12 protein-coding genes are annotated in these 12,545 nt (G+C 37.3%); 8 read left to right on the top strand and 4 right to left on the bottom strand.

What is annotated here, in order from left to right; all coding sequences use genetic code 11:
* Positions 1 to 5: 5 nt before the first annotated feature.
* On the bottom strand, positions 6 to 878 hold the full coding sequence (locus IPP64_03810; GenBank protein ID MBL0328550.1) for a T9SS type A sorting domain-containing protein: 873 nt from the start codon (positions 876 to 878) through the stop codon (positions 6 to 8).
* A gap of 13 nt (positions 879 to 891) precedes the next feature.
* Positions 892 to 1,470, bottom strand: a complete 579-nt coding sequence (locus IPP64_03805) for a hypothetical protein (GenBank protein ID MBL0328549.1) — start codon at positions 1,468 to 1,470, stop codon at positions 892 to 894.
* A gap of 165 nt (positions 1,471 to 1,635) precedes the next feature.
* Between IPP64_03805 and IPP64_03800 the strand changes: the two genes are divergently transcribed.
* The 7 genes from IPP64_03800 to IPP64_03770 all read left to right on the top strand — a co-directional run bounded on the left by IPP64_03800 (position 1,636) and on the right by IPP64_03770 (position 8,229).
* Positions 1,636 to 2,418: a T9SS type A sorting domain-containing protein gene (locus IPP64_03800; protein ID MBL0328548.1), complete on the top strand. Its 783-nt coding sequence runs from the start codon at positions 1,636 to 1,638 to the stop codon at positions 2,416 to 2,418.
* Positions 2,419 to 3,027: 609 nt separating this feature from the next.
* The gene (locus tag IPP64_03795) at positions 3,028 to 3,819 is read left to right on the top strand and encodes a hypothetical protein (protein MBL0328547.1); all 792 of its coding nucleotides are present in this window, start codon (positions 3,028 to 3,030) and stop codon (positions 3,817 to 3,819) included.
* Between the two features lie 5 nt (positions 3,820 to 3,824).
* Complete coding sequence (locus IPP64_03790) at positions 3,825 to 4,874, top strand: cytochrome-c peroxidase (protein MBL0328546.1); 1,050 nt, start codon at positions 3,825 to 3,827, stop codon at positions 4,872 to 4,874.
* A 10-nt stretch (positions 4,875 to 4,884) separates the two neighbouring features.
* Positions 4,885 to 5,940 (top strand): hypothetical protein, encoded by a 1,056-nt coding sequence (locus tag IPP64_03785; GenBank protein ID MBL0328545.1) that lies wholly within the window; start codon positions 4,885 to 4,887, stop codon positions 5,938 to 5,940.
* Between the two features lie 135 nt (positions 5,941 to 6,075).
* Positions 6,076 to 6,345, top strand: coding sequence for a hypothetical protein (locus IPP64_03780; GenBank protein ID MBL0328544.1), 270 nt, complete (start codon positions 6,076 to 6,078; stop codon positions 6,343 to 6,345).
* A gap of 6 nt (positions 6,346 to 6,351) precedes the next feature.
* Complete coding sequence (locus IPP64_03775; GenBank protein MBL0328543.1) at positions 6,352 to 7,818, top strand: YncE family protein; 1,467 nt, start codon at positions 6,352 to 6,354, stop codon at positions 7,816 to 7,818.
* Complete coding sequence (locus tag IPP64_03770) at positions 7,819 to 8,229, top strand: thiol-disulfide oxidoreductase DCC family protein (protein MBL0328542.1); 411 nt, start codon at positions 7,819 to 7,821, stop codon at positions 8,227 to 8,229.
* A 16-nt stretch (positions 8,230 to 8,245) separates the two neighbouring features.
* Here IPP64_03770 and IPP64_03765 read toward each other — a convergent pair whose 3' ends face one another.
* Together IPP64_03765 and mdh are read right to left on the bottom strand one after the other, a co-directional pair.
* Entirely contained in the window at positions 8,246 to 8,686 is a 441-nt protein-coding gene (locus IPP64_03765) for an aspartyl protease family protein (protein ID MBL0328541.1), read from the bottom strand.
* A gap of 60 nt (positions 8,687 to 8,746) precedes the next feature.
* A complete protein-coding gene (mdh, locus tag IPP64_03760) occupies positions 8,747 to 9,682 on the bottom strand; it encodes a malate dehydrogenase (protein ID MBL0328540.1) in 936 nt (311 codons plus the stop codon).
* Between the two features lie 216 nt (positions 9,683 to 9,898).
* Here mdh and IPP64_03755 point away from each other — a divergent pair, with 216 nt between their 5' ends.
* Entirely contained in the window at positions 9,899 to 12,529 is a 2,631-nt protein-coding gene (locus IPP64_03755; protein ID MBL0328539.1) for a PKD domain-containing protein, read from the top strand.
* Positions 12,530 to 12,545: the final 16 nt, after the last annotated feature.

The following is a 12,545-nucleotide window of genomic DNA, read 5'->3' as shown; positions in this document are numbered from 1 at the left end:
GGTTTTTATTGAATACTAATTTTTTTTGTAAATGACTTCTGATCGATTGAAAGATTGATGTAATAAATACCGGAACTTAACTTATTTTTTAAAGATAACTCATCTTTTTGTTGTCCTGCATTTTTACTTTTGTTGTTTAGTTTAAATACTTCTCGGCCAAAACTATCAAAAACAGACACGCTTACTTTTTTATCTTTCTTTAAAAAATAATTCAAAACGATTTGATTCGTTTCACCATTATAAAATGCATTTGTGTTTGCCACATCAACAATTTCATTGATAGAGAACAAAGGAGACAATCGAATTCGAAATGTATTGTTAAATATTCTGTCACCTGTTGCAGTATTATTGTTGTTTGTACTGTTGGTTGCATAATAAAATACAATATCACCTACATCACCGGATGGCGCAGTCCAATCAAACGTCCATTCATTAAAGCCAGGAGAAAGTTCGGGAGTACTAACTGTATTATGAGTAACGGAAGTTCTAAAATCGGCCCCGACCATGTGAGTCACCTCATGTGTGCGAATAACATCTGTGACCACCACGGTTCCAGCCTCTAAACTAGTAGCATCCACAATGGCTTGGCATTCAAATCCAAAGCGTTGTATCCCGAAATTCTGAGTTCGGATGGTGATGGTATATGTTTGTCCTGGCAAGTAGGTAGAATCCGCCTGAGAAAAAATAAATGTATTTACAGTTGTATCGTTATATGTAACAGGCGAACCAACATGGCAACCTGATTTTGCACACGTATTATCTCCAGGCGCACCGGTACTTCCTGGGTGAGCTCCAGCTGATTTTTTATATGTAAAATGTCCAAAAAACAAAGGCAAGCAGACAACAGCAAGAAGGATAACTATTTTTTTGTAATTCATTTACATCTAATATTTAATATATTAACACTTTGGATGTTGTATAAACTCTATCATTTTTATCTGTCATATCATCATTTGCTGAAACACCTGCAGCATAGAAAGAAACAGGGCCTACAGCTGTTGGCGGAGCGGTCCAATTTACAACCCACTCACTCATCCCCTCAGATGTAGGATCAGTACCTTTAAAAGAATACGTAACATATTCTCTATCGGTAAACGCTGCAGGATTTCTTACAAGTTGCGTTCTTATTGGATCAGCAATCTGAAAAGAACCAACACTGGAAAGAGTACTAGGATTAAAGGCCAACAATTGGAACCCGAAACGGTTTACATTCGGTTCTGCAATCTTAACCTTCACTTGATACGTCTTCCCGGGGATGTAGTTTGTAATATCACTTCCAATTTCAATTGACAAAGCTGCAAATCCCGAATTTAGTTTATTGTCATCATGACAACCTGAAGTGGCACACGTTTGCTCACCAGGCGCACCAGTATGTGCTCCAGGAGCACCCGAACTAGATCGCTCCGGAGCTGCTGCAATCACTATAACTCCAAGAAATATAACAATAGCAATAACTAATCTATTTTTCATCCCGAAAGGCATTTGAATTTATCTTAAAGGTAGCACAATTGAACGAAGTTTGCAATAGTTTTTCGATTTTATTTAAGCCCATTATTAGCAATTGGTGCTATCGTTAACTTTTTTCTAAAAAAATCTATCTTTTCTTCGTACCTTTATAATCGTAATTTTATTACAATGAAAACATTTTATTCCACAGTGATCACATTGCTATTGTTTTCGAAAGCAACTTTTGGACAAACAACTGCACAAGACTGGACAAAAACCGACTGCACAAGTATCAATCACACACTATACAACTACTTGAATAATGAAGAAGTTGTAATCATGGAATTCGCTATGGGTTGCGGAAGTTGCACCGATGCAGCAACTTATTTATTAAACTCGAAAGATAAATATGCGGTTTCTCACCCAGGCAAAGTACATGTTTTCTATATGGACTATTGGCCTGGAAATGATTGTGCAATTGATGTATTGCCAACAACCAGCCCATATGCATTTGACGCAACATTCGACCACTGCTCATTAGAAAAGGACTATTATTTTCTTGGCAGCTCACCCATGCCTGGAATTGCTATTGCAGCAGGAAGTTTCCACCAAATAATTTATCAAAGTAACAACTTTGCTATTGACGACACATTGTTAATTGAACAAGCAATCACCGATTTTTTTGCAACCGCATCTGTGAATGATAGTGATAACAGCAACTCACTTGTGATTTCACCCAATCCCTCCAATGGAGAAATGATTCTTTCTATCAATAATACAGAAAATCAAAAAACTAAAGTTTTGCTTTTCAATATTCAGGGGCAATTAATTGCTGAGCTTTTAAATGAGGATCTTCAAACTGGTGAAACACAAAAGAAAATTGACCTAAGCTATTTACCTAAAGGTATTTATTACCTCAGTAAAATTAATTACAAAGAATCCGTTAACAAAAAATTTATTATCACAAATTAACTTGTCATTTTTCGCAAAACATATCGCAATTCTTTTGGTCGCAGTTCTATTATTCCAATCTGCTGGAAAGCTTATTGTTATTGTTAAATACTCCCTTAATAAAGATTTTATCTCAACCGTTTTATGTGAAAACAAGGCAAAACCAATTCTTAAATGTAATGGTAAATGTCATTTAAAAAAGGAGTTACAAAAAGAAGAAAAAAAGGAAAATTCACCTTCCAATAATGTAAAAGAAAAATTTGAGATTCAATTTTTTTGCTCCATTGAAAAAACAAATCAACCCTTACAAACGCAGCCTGAAGAGAAATTAAATTTCAACTATTTATTTTCTAATTCATCCAAACACTTAGCGGCCATTTTTCATCCTCCCCAGGCCTAATCTTACACCAATTTTAGTATTCAAGAACAATCGCTACTGTTTGCTGGCGTGTTGTTCAATTTCGTACAAAGTAATTTGATTCATATGATAAAACTATTGACCTATTTGGCAATGGCTTTATTCCTGTATGCGGTTAAAGAAATCGTTACGGTGAAGCTATTGATCAAAAAGATACAAGCAATAAAAAAATAAAAAATTTTAACATTAAAATAATCACTAAATTTATAACTATGAAAAATTCAATCAAAATTTTAAGCGCTCTGTTTTTAATCGGAGCTGTAAGTCTTTCATCTTGTAAAAAAGATCCAGATGAAGAACCAACACCTACACCAACACCTGCAGCAACAACCGGAAGTCTTGCACTTCATTTCGAAAACATGGTAGGTGATAGTGCCTTGGTATTCAACACACAAACTTATGTAACTGCAAACAGTGATTCTTTTACCGTATCTACATTCAAATATTACATCAGCAATATCGTTTTAACAAAAAGTGGCGGTGGAACATATACAGAATCTGAAAGCTACCATTTAATTGACGCAAGTGATCTTGCTACAGGAGAAATTACACTTACCAATGTTCCGTTGGGTGACTACACTGGCATTTCATTTATGATTGGTGTAGATAGTCTTCGTAATGTTTCTGGAGCTCAAACAGGTGCACTTGACCCTGCAAACGGAATGTTCTGGAGCTGGAGCAGTGGTTACATCATGATGAAATTCGAAGGAAATTCACCGCAATCAACAGCTGCAGCAAATGGATTATTATTTCATGTTGGAGGATTTTCCGGTGCAAACAACACATTAAAAACGGTATCTCCTTCTTTTGGTGTTGATGTTGCCTCTGTTACAACAAGTGCTACTCCTGAAATTCATTTGAAGACAGATATTTTAGAGTTATTTACAACTCCTACCAATGTTGATTTTTCTACATTGAATACCATACACATGCCGGGTGCAAATGCTAAAACAATTGCAGATAATTATGCTGATATGTTTACAGTAGAACACATTCACAACTAGTAAAAATGTTTTTAAAAAATGCACTTAAATACACGATGGTCGCTGCAACTATAATAGTTGCAGCGAGTTCGTGTGAAGTTGATCCTCCTATCGTTGAAGAATTACCTGCAGATAACATTCGTCTGATTGTCCCTCCGGGCTGGCCTTATCCGAATTATGATTTCACAGGCAACCCATTAACAAAGGAAGGTTTTGTTTTAGGAAGAAAATTGTTTTATGACCCGCAACTATCAAGAGACAATACGGTTTCATGTGGAAGTTGTCACCAGCAATTTGCAGCCTTTTCTCATTTAGATCATGTGGTCAGCCATGGAATAGACGGACTTTTAGGAACAAGAAACGCACCCGGATTATTTAACTTAAACTGGCACACATCGTTTATGTGGGATGGTGGAGTAAATCACATTGAAGTACAACCAACTGCTCCTATTACCAACCCTGTTGAAATGGATGAAAGCATTGCCAATATGGTAATCAAAATCCAAAATGATCCGTCTTACACAGCAATGTTTAAAGATGCTTTCGGAACAGAAACGGTTACCAGTCAGCTTATTTTCAGAGCTATCACTCAATTTCAAGGAATGTTAGTTTCGTATAATTCAAAATACGATAAATATTCCAGAGGAGAAATAATCCTAACAGCTTCCGAACAAAATGGATTAAACTTGTTCATGGACAAATGCAATTCTTGTCATACTGCTCCTTTATTTACAAATATGGCTTTTATGAATAACGGATTGGATAGCGTTTTCACAGATGCTGGAAGAGCAACAATAACATTACTTGCAGCTGATTCTGGAACATTTAAAGTTCCATCGTTACGCAATGTGAATTTAACACGACCGTATATGCACGATGGAAGATTCTCCACATTGAGCCAAGTGATGGATCATTATAGCAGCGGAGTTGTAAACTCAAGTACGATAAGTCCAGGAGTAGTGGGTGGAATTCCGCTAACTTCAACTGAAAAAGCAGATCTAATTGCATTTTTAAAAACACTCTCAGATACCGAATTTATTACTGACCCTAGGTTTAACGATCCTTTTGCACCTTAATTCAATATTAATGAAAACAGCTATAACACTCTTAAGTGTTATAATTACCAATAGTTTATTTGCTTGTGATTTTTGCGGTTGTTTTATGGGCATCACCCCATATGATAATCACAGCAGTATTACTGCAATGTACCGTTATAAAATGTTTAACGGCTATCAGAATACAGATCAACATCACAATGTATTTCAGAAAAGTGCTCTTTCATCAAACACTTCGTCAAATACATTCGCCAATTCAAATGGTAATTATAATGCATTGAAACACGGAAGCACCGGCAGTCCAAACACTGAACCCGTGCAACCAAAGCACTTACAAAGTGATTACGAATTATATACTACAGCCGAACTCCGTGCTAAATTTTTTATTCATAAGCGAATCGAACTAAATGCGGTTATCCCTTTTACAATGAACACAAGCAGTAAAAGTGATCTAAAACAAAAAATTTCAGGCATCAGCGATCTGACATTTTTTACAGGGATTCATTTGATTAATCGTACGATGACAGAAAAGTTCCAACACCGCTTAATCTTAGGTGCCGGAATAAAACTACCTGTAGGCGATTATTATCAGAAAGATGAAAACAACCAACGTATTGACTTTTTATTACAACCCGGCACAGGAAGCATTGATTACATGAGTTATTTAAATTATGTTTTCGGATATAAAAAACTGGGAATTAATTTCATGACCGCCTACAAAATCAATGGCGACAATTATTACCATGAACGAATTGGAAATAGCACAACCAATTACCTCAACCTTTTTTATAAATTCCGTCAGGATAAAGATTTAAAACTATTTCCTTCCATCCAAGGATATTATGAGTATACAAAAGGATTGTATATCGATAAGGTTTACCAACCCGCAACGGAGATGAACATTGCAACAGCAGGGATTGGACTGGATGTGTTTTACAAACAAATTTCCATAAATACCTCTTTTCAATTACCTATATCCGAAAAGAAATTCGATGGCAACCTCGCAACAGCGGGAAAATTTTTGGTCGGATTGACCTATAGTTTCAATCAAAAGAAATATCTTTTAAAATCCAAAAAAGAATCTTAACTTTATACAAATAAATAATCTCATGAAAACACTTTTAAATATACGACCATCCTTTTCTTTACAGCAATACTTACATTCACTTTTTCTGCTTGTAAAAAAGAAGGCACTGGCGGAAAATCCAGTGTAACAGGAAATGTGAAACACCATACTAAACTTATTCCCAATGCAATTGTTTACATTAAATATGGCGCAACGGAATTCCCAGGAACAGATGTTTCTGTTTACGATGATAAAGTAACAGCAGATGCAAATGCTCATTATGAGTTTTCAGGACTTCAAAAAGGAGATTATTATCTTTATGGTGTAGGTTATGACGATGCAATTTTAGAACAAGTAGTTGGAGGCATTTCTATTAAGTTAAGAAGAAACGAAGCGCTTACTTCGGATGTTCCTGTTACAGAATAAAACGAAATGATTACAAAAAAAAACACATTCCTTTTTTCAGCAGTTCTGATATTCGGGATGTGTTTTTTTTCGACTTGTACCAACGAAAAAGGAATTCCGGATTACAACCAATTTCCGGACGATGTCGGGAAAATCATTTTTACCAAATGCGCTACACCGGGCTGTCACACCGACCAAAGCAAAGGCGCTGCAGGTGGTTTATCTATGGAAAGTTGGGATAAACTATTTGAAGGCGGAAGTGGTAGCGCTGCTGTTATTCCATTTCGACATGACTACAGCACATTTTTCTCTTACATCAACACCTATCCTGATTTAGGGGTTACACTTTCTCCAACGATGCCCTACAATGAAACAAAGTTGACCAGAGAAGAAGTGACGCTAATGAAAAACTGGATCAATGCAGGTGCTCCAAACAGAGATGTAGATGTTAAATTTTCCAACAATCCGAATCGTAAAAAGTTTTATGTCACCAACCAAGGCTGTGATGTAGTTACGGTATTTGATCAAGAAACATTATTACCAATGCGATACGTTAATGTAGGTAGTTCTGCTAGCAGTGAATCACCGCACATGATTCGCGTTTCTCCGGATAATGAATATTGGTATGTTGTTTTTTTAGCTGGGCAATATTTAGAAAAATACAGAACAAGTGATGATAGTTTTGTAGGAAGAGCATTTATCGGCTCAGGGTATTGGAACACATTTGTTATTACAAGCAATTCTCAAACAGCTTTTTGTGTGGATTTAAGTCCGACTGCAGCAAAAGTTGCGACAGTTGATTTAACGAATATGACCGCCACCGTTCAATCCGGATTCTCTTACCCACACGGCTCTGCTTTAAATTCCAATGACGACACATTATACATCACTCAACAAACTAACAGTAGTAAATTATACAAAATTCCAGTTGCTGATTTCAGCGCTTATTCTGAAGTAAACTTATACACCAGCTTACCTGCATCCAATTTAAATGCACATGAAGTTCGCTTTAATCCAACCGGTACAAAATATTTTGTAACCTGTCAGGGAACATCAGAAGTTAGAATAATGCAAACAAGCAACGACTCGTTACTTGCAATTATTCCGGTAGGTGCATTGCCATCAGAAATGAGTTTTTCAACGACAACTCCATATGTTTATGTAACATGTACAGAAGACACACTTAGCTTTCCTGGCAAACGAGGTTCAGTTGCCATCATCAATTATTTAACAAATACCTTACAAAGTGTTATTTATACCGGACATCAACCACATGGGATTGAAGTAGACGATGTAAAAAAATTAGTCTACGTTGCAAACAGAAACGCAACGAGTGACGGACCTGCACCTCATCATTCCGGAGAATGTGGAGGAAGAAACGGGAATGTAACATTCATTGATTTAGTGACTCGAACGATGATTACGAATCAAAATGGAACTGTAAAAAAAGTAGAAGTTTCTGTTGACCCCTATTCTATTTCAGCACGACAATAGATGCCTGAACTACCCAGCAATACTGCAATCATTCTGTTTGATGGCGTTTGTAATTTCTGCAATGCGTCTGTCAACAAAATCATTAAACACGATAAAAAAAACAGATTTAAATTTACCGCACTTCAATCCGAAACTGGAAAACATTTATTAGAAAAACACCACATCGATTCTCAAAAAATTGACAGCATCATTTTGATTGAAAACAATACCGTTTTTATAAAATCGACAGCCATTTTAAAAATCAGTAAACACCTCAACGGATTGTACCCACTTGCGTTCGGCTTTATTATAATTCCAACATTTGTCCGTGATGCAGTTTATGATTTTGTTGCAAGAAACAGATATAAATGGTGGGGCAAAAAGGACAGTTGTATGGTTCCGACTGCAGAAGTAAAATCTAAGTTTATTTAAAAGTGAAGTCGAAAAGTTATTTCTTGATTTTAGAAAATTTTAATTTCAAAACATTCTTTTCATAATCAATCACCGCCTTGTATTTCAAAAGAAGATCACTTCCCAAAACCCCATCTACCGGCTTCAAACCAATTTGATGATACGATTGATTGACATGTGACAAGTCAAGTAAAATTGTTTTATACCCATCGATTTCCAAATCTCCGATTTTTAATTTTTTAATAAAAACTTGTTCGCTCTGCATCGTGTTTGTTCCCAACCCACTCGACAAACTATCATGTTTTTCAAATGTTTTATCAGAAACGTATTTCGCAATTCTTGTTTTATCAAAAACAGTTTTAGAAGCACCGGTATCGATAATCACATGTGCAACTTTTTTATTGATGTACATTTTTAGCAGCAAATGAAATCCTTCACCAGCAATATCTAAAACTTTAAAAGGGATTGTTGTTGTCATCGTATGAAAAAAGGCGACCGATAAATCAGTCGCCTTTGTATAAAAATCAATAAAAAAAAATTAAACAGTAATTGTGCTTAAAATGTTGTTCATGTTGCGAACTGCATCTGCACTTTTTGCGAATGCTGCTTTTTCTTCTTCGTTTAATTTAATGTCCACAATTTTTTCCCAACCATTTTTTCCGATGATAACAGGAACTCCAAGACAAATATCTTTTTGTCCGTATTCACCATCCAAATAAACGCAGCAAGGGAATAATTTTTTCTGATCATTCAAAATGCTATCCACCAAAGCTGCAACAGCAGCTCCAGGAGCATACCAAGCAGAAGTACCAAGCATTCCAGTTAATGTTGCTCCACCTACCATTGTGTCAGCAGCAACTTTTTTCAATTTGTCAGCATCAATAAATTGTCCAACCGGAACACCTTTATAAGAAGCCATTCTAGTTAATGGAATCATGGTTGTATCACCATGTCCACCAATTACCATTCCTTCGATATCGTTAGGAGAAGCATCCAATGCTAAAGACAAATAACATTTAAAACGAGCGCTATCAAGGATTCCACCCATTCCGATGATTCTGTTTTTAGGCAATTTGCTTTCTTTCAAAGCAAGGTATGTCATTGTATCCATTGGGTTACTCACCACAATTACAATGGCATTCGGAGAATGTTTTAATAAATTTTCGGTAACGTTTTTAACGATTCCGGCATTGATTCCGATTAACTCTTCACGAGTCATACCCGGTTTACGAGGTACACCGCTTGTGATGACAACCACATCGCTGTTTGCTGTTTTTGCATAATCGTTTGTACTTCCGCTAACACGGGTATCAAATCCGTTTAATGTTGCGGTTTGCATCATGTCCAAAGCTTTTCCTTCAGCGAAATTTTCTCTGATATCAAGCAAAACTACTTCTGAAGCGATTTTACGAAATGCCAATACATCTGCGGATGTAGCACCTACATTTCCTGCTCCTACTACGGTTACTTTCATTTTATTATAATTTTATAGGGTTATCAAAATTTGAGTGCTAAATTAGAAAAGAAAAACATATCCAACCATTAAGTTTTAAACAGATTTCGGTTTTACTAACATTTTGGCCGTTTTATGGAAAACGAATGCAACTTTCCTTCACTTTTTTGCATCAACCATTAGGTTGAGAAAAAAAGCTTATATTTATAACGATAAAACTCTCTTAACAATCATTTAATGAAAAAATTAGTACTCTCTATTATTGCCATTTTCGGCTTATTTGTTAATTATACAATGGCTCAAGGTGGCGACTGTTCTACAGCAGATCCATTTTGTACAGGAGTAACCTATACATTTCCAGCTTCAACCACCACTACCGCTCCGGTAGGCCCAAACTACGGTTGCCTAGGCTCACAACCAAATCCGGCATTTTATTATGTTCAGATAGCTACTTCAGGTACTTTAGAAATTGATATTGAACAAACCGATGCTTCTGGATCAGGTCAAGATGTGGATTTTATTTGCTGGGGGCCATTTACCTCTCCTGCAGCAGGTTGTGCATCCGGATTAACCGGTTCAGCAGTTGATTGCAGCTATTCAACTGCAGCAGTTGAGACCTGTACAATCCCATCAGCCATAGCTGGGGAATTTTATATTTTGATGTTAACCAATTTTGCTGGAGTACCTGCAGATATTACTTTTCAATCAGATCCGTCCAGTACTGCTACTACCAACTGTGCAATTTTATGTAACATGACTGCATTAACGGCAGTACCAGGGCCTTGTAATCCGGCCACAAATACCTATACACTCACTGGAACAATTACCTATACGGATCCTCCTGCAACAGGAACACTCACAATAACGAATAGTTGTAGCGGGGTCACGCAAGTCATCAATCCGCCATTTCCGCCTACATCCATCGGCTATTCATTAGCAGGATTGCCGGCTTCAGGTGCAGGATGTACTGTTACCGCTGTATTTTCTGCCGACCCATTATGTACACTCACAACTGCATTTACTGCAACCGCACCTTGTACGGTAACCTGCTTAATATCTGCAGTTTCAGCAACTCCAACAGCATGTAATACCACAACACAACAATACGATGTAAGTGGAAGTGTAACATTTGTAAATGCTCCTGCTACCGGAACATTAACAATTACCAACTCTTGTGGTGGAACCCCTGTTGTTTTAAATGCGCCCTTTGTTAGTCCTGCCGCCTATAGTTTCCCAGGATTGCCAGCTAACAGCGCTGCTTGTAATGTAACGGCTGTTTTTTCAGCTGACCCTGCGTGTACCTTTACGCAAGCATATACAGCGCCTGCACCATGTCCGATAACATGTTCGATTACTACTCTTTCTGCTACTCCATCAGCTTGTGACCCTGTTACGAATAACTATTCCGTTACAGGAAGTATTTCATTTGTCAATCCTCCAGCAACAGGTACCTTAACAGTAACCAGCTCATGTGGTGGAACTGTGCAAACCTTAAACCCTCCATTTGTAAGTCCATTGGCGTATGCTTTAAACAGCTTATCATCTGATGGATTGCCATGTGTTGTGACAGCAGTATTTTCTGCAGATCCGGCATGTACATTAACACAAAACTATACCGCCCCAGCATCTTGCTCTTCTTGTCCGGTTACCGCAGGAAATAACGGACCGATTTGTGAAGGACAAACTTTAAATTTAACAGCAACCGTTGTTGCTGGCGCAACGTATAGCTGGACAGGTCCGGGAGGATTTGTATCAGCGGTGCAAAACCCGACTATTCCTGCTGCAACAGCTGCGATGTCAGGTGTGTACACCGTAACAGTAAATGTAGTTGGACCTCCATCTTGCACTGCAAGTGCCTCTACAACAGTTACAGTTAACCCACTTCCAATAGTGACAGTAAACTCACCAACAACTTGTACAGGAATATCTACAACATTAACAGCAACGGGAGCAACATCCTACGCTTGGTCGACAGGCGCTGTAACAAATCCAATAACAGTTCCGGGAACTGCTGGAACCTATACCGTAATTGGAACAAGTAGCGGTTGTACCGGATCAGCGGTTGCAACAGTAACTACATCACCTCCTCCAACTGCTATTTTCACTGGAGATACCTTAAGCGGTTGTAACCCTGTTATATGTAACTTCACAGCAAGCACCGCAGGAAATCCTGGAGCGACTTATACTTGGAATTTTGGTGATGGTAGCACTGGATCTGGACCAAATGCAACTCATATTTATACAACGAACGGATGTCATACTGTTACTTTGACTGTAAGTTTCGGAGCGGGATGCTCAACAACCGACTCTATTCCATGTATGATTAATGTATTCCCACAACCTGTTGCTAATTTTTATTTTTCACCGACCACCATTGACATTTTAAATCCTACAGCCTATTTTACGAATACCTCTACAAATGGAAGTACTTGGTTATGGAACTTTGGAGACCTAACATCTTCTACACAGCAAGACCCAAACCATACATGGAGCAATATTGGGTACTACCCCGTTACACTTTACGCAACAACAGCGAATGGATGTATCGATTCAATAACGTACATGATTATTATTGATGATATTATTACAGCATACATTCCGAATACATTTACGCCAAATGCAGATGGGGTTAATGATGTGTTCAATATTTACTCTCATGGTATTTCTCCTGACAAATATGAAATGATGATTTTTGACAGATGGGGAAATAAAATTTACCATACTCGTAATATTAACGAAGGCTGGAATGGATCAGTAAACAACAACGGTGAAGTAGTGCAAGAAGATGTATATGTTTACCGCTTCAACTATCAGGATTTCAAAGGAAAAAAACACAAAGCGATAGGACATGTTACTATTGTGAAATAAGACTACTAAACAGCAA

The sequence above is a fragment of the Bacteroidota bacterium genome (assembly GCA_016722565.1).
GTDB lineage: Bacteria > Bacteroidota > Bacteroidia > 2-12-FULL-35-15 > 2-12-FULL-35-15 > 2-12-FULL-35-15.
This window is presented reverse-complemented; position numbering and strand designations above follow the sequence as displayed.